This window comes from Dyadobacter sp. CECT 9275 (assembly GCF_907164905.1).
GTDB lineage: Bacteria > Bacteroidota > Bacteroidia > Cytophagales > Spirosomataceae > Dyadobacter > Dyadobacter helix.
Genome location: NZ_CAJRAF010000002.1, coordinates 4,261,086 through 4,276,493 on the forward strand (window position 1 = coordinate 4,261,086; position 15,408 = coordinate 4,276,493).

The following is a 15,408-nucleotide window of genomic DNA, read 5'->3' on the forward strand; positions in this document are numbered from 1 at the left end:
CAAATTTGTCTTAGGCTGGATCATGTATACGATCAGTTAGCCTGTTTACGGTAGCTCAGAAGCTGAGTACGCAAATGATGGTCGCATTGGGAAACGTAAAGAAAAATAAGCCAGATTAAGCGAAAGTAGCAGGTTCAACCAACGAGACGTTTGTCGGTATTTTACTTTGACTATTATAAAGGGCAAGCAGTAGTAAACAAAAAAATATGCAACGGTACCGGTGTTTTTTAGCTGGATAAAGATCTACATATATACACCATCGTTAGACTAGTAAATCCTTTAGCTAAAATAGATTAACAGGATAAGGAAGATTAAAAGGACTGGCATTTTTGAATCAACGTCATAAAATGAGGCCAACCAAATAGCGCTATCGGAATGACCACTCATACCATGGAAATGTCCACAGTATCTGGTATGAGAAAAAAATACGGTCAATTAGCACTGGTATGTACCGATTTGAATTCAATACCAGACCAGATTTCCAAACTGGATATCCTGCTTTGAAGTTATATACTTTTCAAGAGGCTGTTAGCTTGAAGAAATGCGAAAATCCCGAACAAATCGTCAGAGAATCATATTGCCCAACAAACCGTAATGCTATGAATATCTCTATCACCTCCGCCAAATGCTTAATACAGATAATTACCGCTATGCTGATTATCCTGTTTTTCTATACATCAGCCGTTAAACTGCTGGATATGGATGAATTCCACAGGCAACTTGCCAATCAGACCCTACCGGTCTTGACGGTCGCTCCCTTACTTTGGTTGATTCCAATCTCGGAGCTCTTGGTTAGTGTATTATTGGTTTTTAGCTCTACGCGCACGATTGGTTTGTACGGTTCAGCTATACTGATGCTAATTTTTACCGGGTATGTTGGTTTGGTGCTGATGAATGTTTTTGGAAGAGTTCCGTGTTCCTGTTCCAATTTAATCCGGAACATGGGCTTTAAAACGCACTTCTTTTTTAATCTGTTTTTTCTGACCCTATCAGTTGTAGGTATATATATGTCTAACTCGCAAAGGAAAGGAGGACCGGTGGCAGCAAGTGATTTATGAACAGAAGCCGGAAAGGCATGGCCCAGGGCTATTTCTTTCTGCCAGGGATTGCCTACTCTACTGAAAAACAATGTAGGCAATTATTTATCAATTCACATTTCAAAGCTTCCAGGAAGCACAAATGCTTTATGAAATCTGTTTTTAAATTGAATTATTTACCCGCTTTTGCATTGGTATTAGCCGGCGGTATGGCTGTCGCTACTACAAATCGCAGCATGGCTCCACAGTATTTCAAGGATTCAGCCGGCGAATGGCAGCCGCTGGGTAGCAGGCAGATCGGCACTCAACCCGGTCAATACAGCTGTAATCAAAGTGATAATCAATGTACAGCCGAAGGCCTGGATGCAAATGGTGAACCTACCGGTAATATTACCGAAGGGCAGCTCGTTCAAAACTAGCATCATAACGTTGTCGGTATCTTAAAACAAAAAGTCCCCGAATCCGGGGACTTTTTGTTTCTATCTAATATTCTGCTCAATACCACTTCCCAAAATCTCGTTCTCGGGAATGCTCAGCACGTACCGATTGTCGTTGGCCGGCAGCTCCAAAAGCTCTGCAGCCGGTTTTCGGTATAACGTCCTTGCAATCCGGGGATCTTTGTTAAGCCGTCTGAGATCCGCCCAGCGGACGCCTCTTGAAAAAAGCTGCTTTCTTCTTTCCAACAGGATCAGTTCCAGAAGCTGCAAGGGCCTGGCCTCCGTGATGGGCTTATACATGCCTTTTTTGTAGCGGGTGACCAGCAGTTTATTCAGATCATCTAAAGCTTTGCTTTCCTGACCCAGCCGGGCAGCACACTCACTGCGGATCAGAAGCACTTCATCAGTGGCAAGCCCTGCAAACAAAGCTGCCGTCCCGGTGTAAGTACCAATGAATCTTCCGGTACCTTTCTGAAAAAACAGGGATTTTCTTAAATCATTGCCTTCAAAGCTGCGGACAAGAACCGTATCCGGATAAATCAGACTTGAACTAAAAAACCCGTATTTAACCAGCGTAGCCTGGAAGAGCACCTCCGGATTCGCGTTCAGTATTGATCGGGGCATCGGGCGCGCCAAAGTAGAATCGACCGTGCTGTAATCCAGCAACTGATCTTTCAGCGCCAGGCACGAATCTGCATATAGCGCCGCAACCGGGTAGTGTTCCATCGTATGATGCACACGCGCCAGAAGCCCGTAAGCCGCCGGTTTACCAGGCTGCGTAGGAACAGCTGTATTGATAGGCAGCAGCCGTGCGGCCATTGCCAGGTCCTGGTTTATCCTCTCGTAGGTCTGATGCAGCGTACCTCGGGGCGCTTTGGTGTTGATATCAGCCTGTAGTTTCAACGGAATACCTAAAATGTTATCTGCCGTCGCTTGATCGTAGGCCTCAGCAAACCCCTGTGCCAGATGATAAAAAGCCCAGGCCCGAAAAAAAAGAGCGCTGCCTTTGAGTCGGTTCCACTCGCCCTGCTGCGTTTGTTGAGGCGTGATCTTTTCAAGTCCTTCAAGCACCACATTCGCATAAAAAACCTGACGATACGGCGTGGTCCAGTCTGGGGCAAACGTGGTTCCCTCGTACAGGTCCTTTGCCCAGAAATACGTATTTCTTTCGATCTGATTGGTCAGCGCATCCAGACCGCTTTGAGGCATGTAGTATTCATCCCCTGCAAGCACACCCAGCGCAGGCACATCGTTCATGTAGGCGCTGTTGTTTAAAAGATCATTCATATCGGCCAGTGAGGTGGGTACCACCAGCGCCTTGTCGGGCTTTTGCTGCAGATAATCCTGGCAGCCAAGGCTCACCAAAGCCATCAGCACAATTAAATACCGTTTTTTCATTTTGATCCTGTCTTTTGATTAAAAATCTGCTCTTAGTCCAAAGGAAATCGTGCGCGGCGGCGGATAGCCTGCGTAAGAATAGTCGGGATCAAGGCTGGTTTTTGCCGCCTTCCAGATAATTCCCAGATTATCTCCGTACGCATACAGCTGCAAGCTTCGCAGGGGCAGTTTCCCCAACTGCCGTCTGGTAAAATCATAGGAGAACTGAACGTCTTTCAGCCGGATATGGTCTGCTTTCTGCACGAGCGCCTGAGAGAAAATATAAAAATTATCCCGCGCTGTAAGGCCCGTTTGCGGCACTGAAGGGACATGGGTCCTGGTTTCATCGCCCGGCTTCTGCCAGCGCATGCCATAGTCACCATGCTGGGAGGCCAGTCCGGAGTTCAGACCATAACGGATCGAGTTTCTTCTGAAATAGTATCCTGCCCGAAAATTCAACATGGCTGAAAGAGAAAAGCCCTTGTAGCTAAACTGATTTCGGACCGAACCGAAGAGCGCCGGCCGCGCCGGCCCGTAGTAGACCAGGTCTTCTGGCTTTGTGGTGCTCAAAATGCTGCTGTACACCTGACTCGGCGCTCCGTTTAAAAAACCGACCGGATTACCCTTCTCCGGGTCCAGCCCTTCAAAACGGTAGGCATAGACTGCCATCAGGGGCCGGCCTTCCATCGGAAGCGCGCCAGAGGACATATTATCGCCCCCCTGGGCATAGGCAAGCGAAGTGGCCTTGATGTCATAGTGGGTGACCTGGTCTTTGGCATGGCTTACCAGAAGGTGGGTATCCCATTGAAAGAGGCCGGTAATATTCTGGCTGTTTACGACCAGGTCAAACCCGCTGCCTTTGGTTCCGGCATTGTTTCCCCTAAACGTGCTTACCCCGACCGAAGGCGGAACCTGCGCCGAACCGATCAGATCGATGCCTTTCTTGGAGAAGTATTCCACGCTGCCTGACAGTCTGCGGTTGATACTGGCAAAATCCAAACCCACATTGATCATCCGGATCTTTTCCCAGCGAAGCTTCGGATTCGGCGGGTTTACGATCTGCGCATACGGAAGCCCGCTTTCGATGTCGGTATATCCCGACCGGGCTGTCGTATAAGCCGAGACGGTTTTATCGATGTTGCCATTATAGCCCGCCGTAGCCCGGAGCCTCAGATAAGGCATGGCTTTCCACTGGTAGAATTTCTCCTGGCTGATCTCCCAGCTACCACCAACCGAGAAAAGCGGTACCCCTTTCTGGTTGGTGGCCACACCAAACAGATTGCTTTTATCAAGCCTTCCGCTGGCAGAAAGTGTGTAGCGGTTTTTAAAGCTGTATGCGGCATTACCATAAAAGGAAACAAACCGGTCAAAGGTCTCAGAGAAACTGTCCATGTTTGGGATCACGCTGTTAAACCCGTTGATATAATTTGGAAACTGCCGCACGTAATCCACCGGAATAAGCGAGGCATAGTCATCATTGTAGCCGTAGTGCCGGGTGTTGTTTGCTTTACGGGTGCGGCTCCGGATCTCTGAGCCCGCAATCGCATCAATGCGGTGATACTGTTTCCAGCTTTTGGCGTAGCTGGCCTGCAGGCGGGCATTGTGGCTAAGCGCTGCTGACCCGCTCAGATCCAGAATATCACCATAAGGAAGGTTCCGGGTCAGGCTGCCATCGGCATTAACCTGGGTAAATCTATTGACAAGATCCCTTGCAAAATAGCTCTGACGGCTCTGCATGTTGCGGCTCGAACTGTTTTCTACTCCGTACTGGTAAAGCCCCTGAAAGGTCAGCACCTTTCCTACCCTGTAGCTCACATCGGCATTCAGCCGGTAATCGGTCAGCACGCTTCTGTTGTCTGCCAGCTCCAGCTCATCGAGCGGCATATACTCCCACGATAGCAGACCTTGTGCAGATGCCTGAGTAATCACCGAGCTTCTCACATCCCGGGGTAGAGCCAGTGGTTTTCCGGTTTCATCCGCCAGCCGGGCATACGGATAGATCATATTATTATTGAGCGTGAAGCGGTCGGTGCCATTATTATCCTGGCTGCTAGCCGAGTAGTAGAGCCCCGTAGCGATGCGAAGTCTGTTCTCAAGAAGCTGAAGCGTGTTGTTGACATGAAGAGAAGTTCTCTGATAGGCGTTTCCGACCAGCGGGTTCAGGTTGCGGTCATGGCCCAGCGATAGCAGCAGCTTCTGGTGCTCGGTTCCTGAGCTCAAACTCAGCGCATACTGCTGGTTCACACTTTTGCGGTAGACATACCGGCTAAGATCCCTTCTGAAATCATGTGTCGATAGCGCTGCGATCTGACTGGAAAGCTCACTGTCAGAAAGCTGCCCGTCCCTGTTTTTGATCAGCAGCTCAACGACAGGTGAGAGCGCCACCTTGTTCACCGAGGTCTCATCGGCCTTAAAATACCCTGACTTGAAAAGACTGGTTTCTATCGCTGTATACTCTGCACCCGACATAAGCGGCTGGTAGTACAAATCGGGGCTTGCGCCAAGCGTCACATTGCTGTTAAAGGAAAGCTGGACCGGCTTTTTAAAGGAGCCTTTTTTGGTGGTGATCACAATCACCCCGTTACCGGCCCTTGCCCCCCAGATAGAAGCGGCCGCGGCATCTTTTAAAACTGTTATGCTTTCGATATCATTTGGATTGATCGAGTTTATATCGCCTTCATAGGGAAAATTATCGATCACGATCAGAGGGTCTGCCTGGGCAAAAATCGTGCTTTGCCCACGGATCCGCAGCGCGCTGCTTCTGCCCTTGTTAAAGATCACCCCGGGCACAACATCCGAGATTCGGGTCAGCACATCCGGGCTGACCCTTCGGCTCAAAAGCTTGTTGTCTGCGAAGGCAAACGATCCTGTTGCCCTTTCTGCCGGAATTTGCTGGTAACCCGTTGAGACCACCACCTCACTAAGTTCGGAGGGGTTGGGCTCCAAAGCGATCGTCAGCGGGCCGCTACCTGAGGCTTTCACCTGCCGGGTTAGATAACCAATATAGGAGATAACCAGGGTAGCTGAGGTATCAGACACCGTCAATGAAAATCGTCCATTTTCATCACAGACCGTTCCGGATTGTTTGTCTTTCACACTGACCACAGCACCGGCAAGCGGCTGCTCATCGGATGCAGATAGCACGCTGCCTTCCATCCTTATTTGTCCGAAAACATAACCAGTCAGGACTGAAAGCAGTATAGATAGTAGTATCGTTTTTTTCATCGCCGTCTATGTTAAAGATTATCCGAAATCACCAGCATATCAATTTCGCGTACCTTCTCAGTCAGCGTCAGCCCGTAAGGTTTTAGGGCTCTGTTCAGATCTGCTACGTCCGAAAGATCTGCATCCAGTATCAGGTCCACAGGATCTGTATAGCCCGTTCCATCCACGACCGGATAAGGAGAATCCTGCATCGAGATCACATTCAGCTGCGAGATCAGAAACAGCAGTTTTTTGTTTTGTAGTGTGAACTGACCGTATTCAGCGGACATCAGCGGCCTGCCACCTTTAGAGCTCATGTGGTCAACCGAATCAGTTCTTGTCAGCACCAGGCACGTCCGGCTTCGCCTTTGCATTTTGGCCTTGTAACGGCTAAAAAACCGAGCAAAATCCTGCTGCATGATCGCGTAAGCTTCTTTACCCGCTGCGGCCGGCACTTTTACCTCGTAGCAAAAGGCGTTGCCCTGTTTTTTCCAGTCGGTGTATTTTTGACCTGTGAGATCAGAGCGTAGACGGCCCGGATCGTTTACTTCAAGAATCATCCTGTTTTTGCCCAGATAGCCATTGCCTCCATAGGCAACGCGGAACATTGAGGAAAGCGGCGTATTGCGCAGCACGATCCGAAGCTCGGTGCTGTCTTTTAGAATAGAGTATCCAGCGCTCAGAAGGCCCTCGGTGTAATTTGCCAGTATCGAGTGGTAAATTAATTCTTTGCCATCGCCACCGTTGCCGCCCACCAGAAACGGCTTCTTCACATCGTAGGCAATGCCTTTTTCATCTTTTTTCTGCCGGATATCATCAGCTTTCCCTTTCAGCACTTTCCCGATCGTAGAAGCATTCATTTCTTCCATGCCGGTGAAGGTCAGCACGACGCCTTCGCTACTAATCCAGACATAATGCGGCAGGTAAGTATGCGGAAATAGCTGGTGAAGCACGCTGTCTGCCGTCACTTCCGGTAACGCTATACGTCGACCAGTTTTCGCCTGATACTTGCTTAGAAAATTTTGGACAGTCTTTGCATCCTGGTAGGCTACCGGAAGAATCTGAATTCTGTTCTCAAACTGTTTTTGAAGCGAATCCAGACGCGGAAGCATCGACACGCAAGCACCGCACCAGCTGGCCCAGAAGTCCAGGATTAACAGCTTGCCTTTAAAATCTGAGATTTTGGCTACCGGAGTTTTATATTGATAAATGTTTCTGATCGTTACATCGGGGATCTTGTCTCCAACTTGTAATGGTTTGTATTGTGAAATGTCCTGTGCAACAGCTGGTTTCCAGCACCAGAGCAGCAAGTAAAGGAGTGAAAAATAGAATAGATTGGGCAGTATTCTGCATGGGGAGCAAAAACGTGAGTTCATTGCAACAAGGATTTTATGGAGTGAAAAATGTAATAGAGTCTAGTTCTGGCGTTGTCACAGACATCGTCAGTTTGGCGAGAAAACTGATCCAACAGAATGTTTTAATGAGAATCTGCCAAACATAAGTTATTGAGGTTTTCTAATAACCAGCTGAAAAATGAAGTTGGGATAAAAGTTCATAATTTTATTCAAGTTTACAGTTGACCAACCGGCAATGAAGTTCATAACGAATACATTAGCAGGTATATAACTAAAAATAAATTAGAAGCTCCATTTCGGGAGATTATATTGAACCGGTAGATAAGGGGAAGCGATACAACAAAATCGTGGACTCCTATCAACCGAGCTACAAGCTTCTGACGGCTTAACGGAACGGAATTACGACAGGAGCCCACGACTTCAATTGCACAATATAGCACAATATACAATCATGGGCATTCACCTATCGTCTCGTCCGCTTAAAAAATTGTCAGAATTTGTAGCCGAGACTCTTAATGAATACTCATTATAAATCAAAAAGAACAAGTAGCAATTTGAAAATGCCGCTGTTATACGGTCGTTACCTCATCAAATCGATGTTTCAAATATAAACATAATACCTTTATCGTCAAAATAAAAATACCTACTTAAATAGGTTTTTGTAAAATTTTCATTTGGCGTATTTTATATATGTCAAATAATGAAGAAAACACAACTAAGCTAACCACAGATTCAGGCCAAAAATTGTTCCAAGAAAAACTTGGAGCTTACCTCTCTCGGCTTCGAAAAGCTTCTGGCTACGACAATGCATACGACTTCGCAATAGCGATAAATATTACTGAATCTCAATATGGGGCTTACGAACGCGGAGAAAGAGATATTCGCCTTAGCACTCTGCGGAAAATACTTCTTGGCAACAACATTAACTTAGAAGATTTGCTATTACCGAATAGCATTGATGGAGATAAAATAGACTCGGCCTTAATAATCAAAGGAAACGAGAGGAGAATGGAACAAGTAAGAAAACAAGTAGAAATTCAAAATGGTAAAGCTGATAGCATCGCACTCGGTGAAAACGATATAGATCGTATCATTAAGATTTTAATTTATTGCATAAGACCGCGTAGCAAAAAAGATATTTTGGATAAGCTTATGCTATCCAATACGGTCAATAATTTTAACCGAGTTGCTGGATTGGTAGAGAAAAATCAGTGGATTGCGAAAACTACTCCAGAAAGTCCAAACAATCCTAAACAACAATATTACACCACCGAAAATGGAAAACGTATTTTAAATATGATGAATTAATTATTCTTTCTAATGCGATACACCCTCAGAGTTACTTTCTTCTACTTACGATAGCAATCGTGAGCAATAAGCCGGCATTTTTTGTTTTTGGAAGAGATCAAATGAATGCTGAACAATTAAGTTGTAAATCACTGCCGGATCCAGTATGCTGGACCTGGACGACAAAATCCAGCTTGAAACTTTCCCTACTTTAAAATAGTAACCGACCTTATTCTGAGTTAAGATCAGGATTAAGTTTAAATTACTGCTTTATCTTGTCGAGTTGTGCGTTGCCTTTAGATACTTTTCAAAATGTGAAATAGTAAGTGTAGAGATGGTACGATATACTTCGGGAAGATCACATTTGCCTGACGATCTTACAACCGTTGCTAACGAAGAAAAATCCTGATGTCCAGCAGAGTCAATTTTTGTCACCTGCCTTGTCGCATTTATCTTGCTCAAAAAATTATACGTAGAATCCTTGTTTAAAGTCTTGGGCTCTGGGTTACTCTCTAAACGTAAGTAAGGTACAGACAAGGCAGCCTTCTTGAAAAATGGGGTATTGATAGTCTCCTCAAAATCTTGATCCTCTGACCCGGAATAGCCATAATGGTGAACCTCAGAGCCGTCCAATGAAACGATAGCTTTTACTCCGCGAGGTTGCATAGCCCAGAGTGCACCGGCCAACCCTCCCCAACTATAACCTAGTACCCCTATGTTCGTCGCGTCTATCATGTTATAACGTTTCAATCGATTCAATCGATTCAATATCTGATCAGCGTCTCTTACTTGTTCCATCAAGTCAGCATTCTTCATAGTCATGTCTCCGGGATAACGACCGATTGAATTAACGGCGGCAACAATGTAGCCCTGACGAGCCAAAGATTCAAATAGTAGATAATTTTCGTAACCCATCGAGCCGAAACTTGCAAAGTATAAAATCAGTGGGAATTGTTTAGGTATCGGTTTCGCTGCATTAAAGGTATTGGTTCTATGTTGTAATAAAAGGTTAGGCTGTGAGCAGCCGAACCCATCGCAGAATGACTTAGCAATGGTAATTGGTAAACTGTCAAACTTTTGGGGAGCACTGTATAAATTTGCCGGGTCTTCGAGTAATTTCAGAAAGTACCCAAATCGTAGTGTGGAATCAGAGCCAACTTGAGAAGTAGGATACGATAGATCAATGTCAATCGGTCGAAAATATAAAGGGTCGCTCTGGTCAACGTTTGGTCTGTAAGTTCTGGAACTATCGAAAAAAGATATAACCTGATATCCAACTTGATAAGCTTTTGTACCGTCCGTCGATCGTTGGTTGGTATTGTTGTCCGAGCCACATCCTGCCATCATTATGGCGAATAGCAGAAAGAGAAATATTTTCAGCATGAGGGTTGTCTAAGTTGGTTACTGGTTAACATTATTGACCGAAGTTATCCGAAATCTTTCCAAGGAATTGTATATTTAACAAACTTTAATGGAAGTCCGCAGTCCCTCTATTAATAATTTTAATTTTAAAGAAATACGTTGTTGGGTTGGTCACTATTGACGTTTATAACAGTTTGCAGAATAGAATTTATGCATTTATATCATTATTATAACGACTTAAAATCAGAACATTGAGGGAGCCTCAGCCGACACAGGCAGCAGAAAACACTCTGCTGCCTGTCAAATACTTGTCGCCAGTTATTTATTTACTCGTTATAAGTCATCAACCAATTCTTAGACCCTGTTTTTTCTCTTTTTTCACATCCTTGCTCAAATCCTGTTTCAGCTCAATCTGCACGGGTTGCCCTAACCGTTTTTCCAGATTAGCCAGAGAATACTCCCTGCCGATCTGTGATCCCTTGAGTTTCATACCATTTTTGATGTTCATGAAAGCAATCCCTCTGCCCAGATAGGTTTTGTATCCCTGTTTTTCAAGCTGTGACTTCAGCTCTTCCACACTCTTGACAGCAGGCAGATGCTGATCGATCATTTCTTTTAGTCGAAGGACCGCTTTGTTAGTTTGTCTGTTTTCCTGTCTGTTCGCATCTGTCAGATGCATTTCTGGCGTGATAGACAAGCCCAGTTCCAACTCTATTCTACGACAGAATTTTCCAGTTCGAGCATAATTATTGAAATGATCCGCCGTGTTTTTACCATTATAGTTAATACGATTGGCGACCAAATGGAAATGCGAATGCATCGTGTCCGTATGTCTAAATACCAGCATCTGGTTCTCCTCGAACCCGAAGTCTTTCGCAAATTCGGCAGTGATCTGTCTGATCTTATCATCACCCGGATTCTCACCGGGCGGAAAGCTAAAGGACTGGTGCCATACAAATTTATTGAGCTTTGTATTCTTGTCACGGTTGTCTAAAAATTGCTTGATCAGATTATCAATATCAAATCTTCCATCAGGCAGTTTTTGAAGTGCGAGGTGCTGGATGTAAACCAGCTCCCCGCGAACATCGTCCGGCCCAACCATCTTACGCTGCTGTGGTGTGAGGTGTTTGTCGTAATAGCAATACTCAATGATCCGTTTTGCGTAATTGCCCAGTTTCACTTGCCCGATCATAATCTTCTGTTTTTAATAAGCTCCTCGGCTGCCTGCCTGATCATTTCATGGACTTCCGCCGGCCGGGTGTTTTCTGCTCCTTTCCAAATAGGTAGAAGCTCATCAGGTATTTCGTCTTTCAGATAATGCGCTTCGTACTTTTTCAAAAGTTCACCGCTGGCCTGATACAGCTGCTGAGTCTTTTCCAGTACAGTGATTTTATTTTCTGTCTGTGGCAAAACCATATCCAGATAACTCTGCAACTGAGATGTCCAGTCCTGAATATCAGACAAAGTCTTGCGCACCGTTCTAAGCTCAAAGTCCTCAAATGCAAAGAGCATGATCAGTTTAGAAAGTAGTCTGACCTGCTGGCTGCTTTGCTGCCACTGGCGTGAAAGTATATCAGCACTTGATGCTTTTAACACCGCTAGTGAGAGAATTCCACTGAGCTTTTCAAGGATCAAAATCGTTTCAGCCGTCTTAGCAGGAAGCGATTTTTTCTGTGGTCTTTTAATAGGTGTGTCCAGTGCCAGCGTCAAAAAGAATTGGCTGGCTGAAAGCCCGCTTTTTTCGATCAGCACATTGACGCGCTGCTTTTCATCGGCATTAGCCCATACGGAAAAATGAGACCTTCTGACAACCTTTTCGTTTTTAGGCGGTCTGCCTTTTTGTTTTTTATTTTCCATCATCTTTAAGATTTAAAATGGTCTGTCACAATGAGCTATGAGCCCAAAGGCGAATAGCGAGGGGGTCAAGGGGGCGTAGCCCCTTGCAAGCTCCCGCCGGTCGCCGTTTTTCACGGCGTACCGGCGATAGCTTGTTTTGGCAAAACCAACACCAAGGCTCATAGAAGTTTACAAATGGCAGCTTTTGGCAGCCAAAGTTTAAGAAAGTTCACAAAAGTTCACTTGCAGGATTTCAGATTTTATTTTACACCCAGAGGCACCAAAACCCGCTTGTTTTTATGATCGTAGATGTATTCTTTTCCGATCGTGATATCGCCCTTTTTAGGCAGCGGATAAAGAACAAGGCAACTGACGCCGTCTTTTTCAAGGATCTCTCCGTTCTGCATCAGAGTCACATAATCAGAAACATTTTCGTAGGTATCGAGGATCTCTTTTCTTTCCTGGTAATCCTGACTGCTGCTGGCATACCAAAAAATCAGGATCGAGGCCACAATACCAGCAACGGCAGCCGGAGCGGTTATACCAAGCCCAAAGAAGAGGGCTTCACGGTCGCTTTTGAAATGAATGGACTTGTGACTTCCTCTAATTTGTGCTGCTGCTTTGCTGATCTCCAGAACCGACATTTTTACACTTCTTTCAAACTGCCTGAAATTTTCATGCATTTCGTGAAACAGGATAGGCGACCACTTATCCATTAGTCTGCCATATTTCTCCGTATACCTTCCCCGGATACGGTCGATTTCTTCCTTACTGACCTGGTTCATCATTGAAATTATTTTCAAGTTCCGTTTCCAGGCATATCTGTGCTCCAAATGGATATTCATCAAGGCTGTAACCGTTTCTGATTCCATCCAGTATCTGGTTACCCAGAAGCGTATCGGCATCAAAGTCGCCGAACTGCCGTAGTTCAAGACCAAACCTGGTGCAGTTGTCAGACAGCTCGAGGGCTAGCTTGGGAAACTGGCTGAAGGTGTTGATGTTCTGCCAGACAATGACCCTGAACCTTCCCTGTGTTACCTGTATCATTTTTTCAAGGTATTCAACACACGCACGGTAAGCACCACCACCTGCGATGATGATATGAAAAATAGCTTCATTGCCCAGCCTGTCACACCAGGTTTTAAAATTCAGATCCCTGGAAAGCAGAGAAGGGAACTGTTCGCTTTCCGGAGCTCCGAAATCCATAAAGATTTCATCAAAGGGAGCATTTACAAGGCTTTCTACGTAGCCGATGAAAATGTCCCGGACGATCATATCGCGTTTCCCGATCAACGAAAGGGTTTCCATCCTGGAGTCTCCCAGAAATTTTAGTTGACGGGTAGATGTCTTTGTAGAATGATCGACATCGACAAACAGGGAAGATCCGTCCCTCTCAGAAAGCGCTTTTAAATAGGTAAAAAGACTTTTGCCTACACCGCCCTTGGCTTGCAGGACATAATGGAATTTGCGTTTCATTTTTTAGAGAATTTAGATTGAACAATAATATTTTCCTGTGTACTCATGGTTTCCGGGTCCGAACAAAAACTGGCAAAGCCGTCTTCGGGAGTTTCCGTTCGCGGTTTAGCTGTGACCGCGGAAACCGGACTTTGAACGATCGGTTTTGCGGTCACTGGCCGTATCGTTTGGTTTTTGAAGTGAAACCGGCAGAATTTGATATCAGCTGCACGCACCATCTCAGCCTGGCCGAGATCGTTACAGATCATTTCGGCGATGTAACTCGCTGTCAGTTTTGATGTGATCAGATCAAAATAGAGCTCATAAAGGATCCGTCTTCTTTTCTTATCTCGCCGCTCAAAAAGATTGATCAGTGTTTTCTTGTCCATTGATCTTCTGGTTTGAGCTTCCGTTATCCCGGCCGGTCAGTGCTATACGGCTTGCACGCAGCGGATGATAAGAAGGCTGGTAATCAATATGCCCGTAATGTGCGAGCTCTTTGATGCAGCTGTGGTAGGTAGCTATTGATCGGATTCTGGCAGATCGCATCAATATTCTCCGGCTTATCCGGATCTGATTTTGATTTGCCTTGCCGCAATGATGCGCAATGGCGGCATACAAGCAGATATGCACAGCCCGAAGTCTGGGATCATCCCATACTCCTTCTATCAACCCGGCTCCCGCCGGATTGATAAAGTTTTGTTTCGATGCCCGCATGATCTACCGTTTTTTAGAAGGGTCTTTTGCCAGCATAAGCTCAATATCCTGATACTGGTAGTAAAAAATGCCGCCCACTTTGGTGTAACGCAGATGACCGTTGACCCGCAGGTTCAGTAGCGTTCCTGGTGATATGTTTAAAAGCGCACGCACCTGGGCGCTTTTTAGCCATTTGCCTTGCGGACCAGGTTTAGCTGCCGTTAGAATGGTTTTTAATTCGGTAAGAAGTTCAGTTTTAAACTGGTGCAAGTCTTCCCTCGTGATCATCTCTACATGCATGACTGCTTTTGTTTAATGGTGAAACATAAACCGTGACAGAAGGCCGGGTACCACGGCCAGATGTCATCAAAAGCAAACATACAAGGTGAGAGGGTCAAAATAATGACCAAAACATTCGGCTGGTCAAAACTAATTTATCCATTTCGTTTTAAGTGATTGATTTTAAATAACTTTTGAGATGAATAAATTTCAGTTCCTTTGATAAGTGTTTTATCTTTTTGTGCCGGAAAGTAGTTCCGGGCGGTGTTGACAGGGATCTCATTGCTTCCATGAAGGAAGTATTTGGCAATCATTTTATACCAGCCGCTCTGGCCAGAGCTGGTCAGAAGTTTGTTTCCATCCGGTAGTTCCAGTTCCTGCATCTGTTTAATCAGGTCCAAGAAGGTTGGTAAATAGTTTTCGCGGATCTGGATTTTTTTGCTCGTTTCAAACTCTTTCAGTTGTTTATTCTCCTCTTCCAGAAAAACAACCCTGGCTTTAAGTGAAGAAATCAACTGGTCTTTTTCCGTAATGACTGATTCAAGCGGCTGATGCACATGCCACTGATCGATCGAGTGAAGAAAAGATTGAAAGGATTCGAGCTTGGCTATGTTGGATTGATATAACTGCTGTTTTGATGAGAACGGATCCTGCATCTTGTAGTAGGCAATTCTTTCAGAGGTAATTCGGTAGAAGTGCGCAAAGAATTCTTTCTCATGCCGTGGATTTGATTGCAGGTAGTAATCAAGATGATATTGGTAAAACAAAGGATAATCCGCTACGCTTAGGCCATATACCTTTTTAAATAAATGATTGTAGCTGAAATGCCGACTTTGGATCAATGGGTTTCCGATCTCAAAAGGGTGCGGTGAAAAGTCAAATCTGCCTCTGATTTTAAAGTATGATCTTATCATGCCAAGACGAATTTTTAATTAAGTTACTGACAGATACTAAAAATTCCAATTCGCCGGTGAAATCAAACGGCTCAGAACCAGGCCCGAAAGTATTAAAACCGCTTGATTTTAATCTTCTGCCAAGTAACCTACAACTGCCATTCGACCTTTTTTTTAATTTAGGAGTCTG

At 45.2% G+C, this 15,408-nt stretch carries 15 protein-coding genes; 3 read left to right on the plus strand and 12 right to left on the minus strand.

The genetic code is table 11. From position 1 onward, the window contains the following. Window positions 1-446: 446 nt before the first annotated feature. Both KOE27_RS25575 and KOE27_RS25580 read left to right on the plus strand, forming a co-directional pair. The gene (locus KOE27_RS25575) at window positions 447-1,058 is read left to right on the plus strand and encodes a MauE/DoxX family redox-associated membrane protein (protein WP_229252958.1); all 612 of its coding nucleotides are present in this window, start codon (window positions 447-449) and stop codon (window positions 1,056-1,058) included. A gap of 17 nt (window positions 1,059-1,075) precedes the next feature. Next, entirely contained in the window at window positions 1,076-1,456 is a 381-nt protein-coding gene (locus KOE27_RS25580) for a DUF6520 family protein (protein ID WP_215241522.1), read from the plus strand. A 60-nt stretch (window positions 1,457-1,516) separates the two neighbouring features. Here KOE27_RS25580 and KOE27_RS25585 read toward each other — a convergent pair whose 3' ends face one another. Genes KOE27_RS25585 through KOE27_RS25595 form a run of 3 tightly spaced genes read right to left on the minus strand, consistent with a single transcriptional unit; the run spans window position 1,517 to window position 7,431 of the window. Continuing rightward, complete coding sequence (locus KOE27_RS25585) at window positions 1,517-2,872, minus strand: RagB/SusD family nutrient uptake outer membrane protein (RefSeq protein ID WP_215241523.1); 1,356 nt, start codon at window positions 2,870-2,872, stop codon at window positions 1,517-1,519. Window positions 2,873-2,890: 18 nt separating this feature from the next. Further along, window positions 2,891-6,076 (minus strand): SusC/RagA family TonB-linked outer membrane protein, encoded by a 3,186-nt coding sequence (locus KOE27_RS25590; RefSeq protein WP_215241524.1) that lies wholly within the window; start codon window positions 6,074-6,076, stop codon window positions 2,891-2,893. An 11-nt stretch (window positions 6,077-6,087) separates the two neighbouring features. Next, window positions 6,088-7,431, minus strand: coding sequence for a TlpA family protein disulfide reductase (locus tag KOE27_RS25595; RefSeq protein ID WP_215241525.1), 1,344 nt, complete (start codon window positions 7,429-7,431; stop codon window positions 6,088-6,090). 669 nt (window positions 7,432-8,100) lie between these two features. Here KOE27_RS25595 and KOE27_RS25600 point away from each other — a divergent pair. Continuing rightward, entirely contained in the window at window positions 8,101-8,718 is a 618-nt protein-coding gene (locus KOE27_RS25600) for a helix-turn-helix domain-containing protein (RefSeq protein WP_215241526.1), read from the plus strand. 249 nt (window positions 8,719-8,967) lie between these two features. On the opposite strand, the gene KOE27_RS25605 is transcribed toward KOE27_RS25600, so the two are convergent. From KOE27_RS25605 to KOE27_RS25645, 9 genes are all read right to left on the minus strand, one after another. Further along, on the minus strand, window positions 8,968-10,080 hold the full coding sequence (locus KOE27_RS25605) for an alpha/beta fold hydrolase (protein ID WP_215241527.1): 1,113 nt from the start codon (window positions 10,078-10,080) through the stop codon (window positions 8,968-8,970). Window positions 10,081-10,402: 322 nt separating this feature from the next. Then, on the minus strand, window positions 10,403-11,251 hold the full coding sequence (locus KOE27_RS25610) for a relaxase/mobilization nuclease domain-containing protein (RefSeq protein WP_215241528.1): 849 nt from the start codon (window positions 11,249-11,251) through the stop codon (window positions 10,403-10,405). Beyond that, entirely contained in the window at window positions 11,248-11,919 is a 672-nt protein-coding gene (locus KOE27_RS25615; protein ID WP_215241529.1) for a hypothetical protein, read from the minus strand. Before KOE27_RS25615 ends, KOE27_RS25610 begins: the two co-directional genes overlap by 4 nt. A gap of 236 nt (window positions 11,920-12,155) precedes the next feature. Then, on the minus strand, window positions 12,156-12,683 hold the full coding sequence (locus tag KOE27_RS25620; protein WP_215241530.1) for a hypothetical protein: 528 nt from the start codon (window positions 12,681-12,683) through the stop codon (window positions 12,156-12,158). After that, window positions 12,664-13,371: a P-loop NTPase family protein gene (locus tag KOE27_RS25625; RefSeq protein WP_215241531.1), complete on the minus strand. Its 708-nt coding sequence runs from the start codon at window positions 13,369-13,371 to the stop codon at window positions 12,664-12,666. The genes KOE27_RS25620 and KOE27_RS25625 overlap by 20 nt, the downstream gene beginning before the upstream one ends. Beyond that, window positions 13,368-13,739 (minus strand): hypothetical protein, encoded by a 372-nt coding sequence (locus KOE27_RS25630; protein ID WP_215241532.1) that lies wholly within the window; start codon window positions 13,737-13,739, stop codon window positions 13,368-13,370. The genes KOE27_RS25625 and KOE27_RS25630 overlap by 4 nt, the downstream gene beginning before the upstream one ends. Beyond that, the gene (locus KOE27_RS25635) at window positions 13,708-14,067 is read right to left on the minus strand and encodes a hypothetical protein (protein WP_215241533.1); all 360 of its coding nucleotides are present in this window, start codon (window positions 14,065-14,067) and stop codon (window positions 13,708-13,710) included. The genes KOE27_RS25630 and KOE27_RS25635 overlap by 32 nt, the downstream gene beginning before the upstream one ends. 3 nt (window positions 14,068-14,070) lie before the next feature. Next, complete coding sequence (locus KOE27_RS25640) at window positions 14,071-14,346, minus strand: helix-turn-helix domain-containing protein (RefSeq protein WP_215241534.1); 276 nt, start codon at window positions 14,344-14,346, stop codon at window positions 14,071-14,073. Window positions 14,347-14,480: 134 nt separating this feature from the next. Continuing rightward, entirely contained in the window at window positions 14,481-15,239 is a 759-nt protein-coding gene (locus KOE27_RS25645) for a hypothetical protein (RefSeq protein WP_215241535.1), read from the minus strand. Between the last annotated feature and the right edge of the window lie 169 nt (window positions 15,240-15,408).

Bases quoted from the DNA above. Each gene is read 5' to 3' on its own strand.
- KOE27_RS25640 (WP_215241534.1), bottom strand. From the start codon at position 14,346: ATGCATGTAGAGATGATCACGAGGGAAGACTTGCACCAGTTTAAAACT.
- KOE27_RS25580 (WP_215241522.1), top strand. From the start codon at position 1,076: ATGGCCCAGGGCTATTTCTTTCTGCCAGGGATTGCCTACTCTACTGAA.
- KOE27_RS25610 (WP_215241528.1), bottom strand. From the start codon at position 11,251: ATGATCGGGCAAGTGAAACTGGGCAATTACGCAAAACGGATCATTGAG.
- KOE27_RS25630 (WP_215241532.1), bottom strand. From the start codon at position 13,739: ATGGACAAGAAAACACTGATCAATCTTTTTGAGCGGCGAGATAAGAAA.
- KOE27_RS25600 (WP_215241526.1), top strand. From the start codon at position 8,101: ATGTCAAATAATGAAGAAAACACAACTAAGCTAACCACAGATTCAGGC.
- KOE27_RS25585 (WP_215241523.1), bottom strand. From the start codon at position 2,872: ATGAAAAAACGGTATTTAATTGTGCTGATGGCTTTGGTGAGCCTTGGC.
- KOE27_RS25620 (WP_215241530.1), bottom strand. From the start codon at position 12,683: ATGATGAACCAGGTCAGTAAGGAAGAAATCGACCGTATCCGGGGAAGG.
- KOE27_RS25575 (WP_229252958.1), top strand. From the start codon at position 447: ATGTACCGATTTGAATTCAATACCAGACCAGATTTCCAAACTGGATAT.
- KOE27_RS25625 (WP_215241531.1), bottom strand. From the start codon at position 13,371: ATGAAACGCAAATTCCATTATGTCCTGCAAGCCAAGGGCGGTGTAGGC.
- KOE27_RS25595 (WP_215241525.1), bottom strand. From the start codon at position 7,431: ATGAACTCACGTTTTTGCTCCCCATGCAGAATACTGCCCAATCTATTC.
- KOE27_RS25635 (WP_215241533.1), bottom strand. From the start codon at position 14,067: ATGCGGGCATCGAAACAAAACTTTATCAATCCGGCGGGAGCCGGGTTG.
- KOE27_RS25645 (WP_215241535.1), bottom strand. From the start codon at position 15,239: ATGATAAGATCATACTTTAAAATCAGAGGCAGATTTGACTTTTCACCG.
- KOE27_RS25605 (WP_215241527.1), bottom strand. From the start codon at position 10,080: ATGCTGAAAATATTTCTCTTTCTGCTATTCGCCATAATGATGGCAGGA.
- KOE27_RS25615 (WP_215241529.1), bottom strand. From the start codon at position 11,919: ATGATGGAAAATAAAAAACAAAAAGGCAGACCGCCTAAAAACGAAAAG.
- KOE27_RS25590 (WP_215241524.1), bottom strand. From the start codon at position 6,076: ATGAAAAAAACGATACTACTATCTATACTGCTTTCAGTCCTGACTGGT.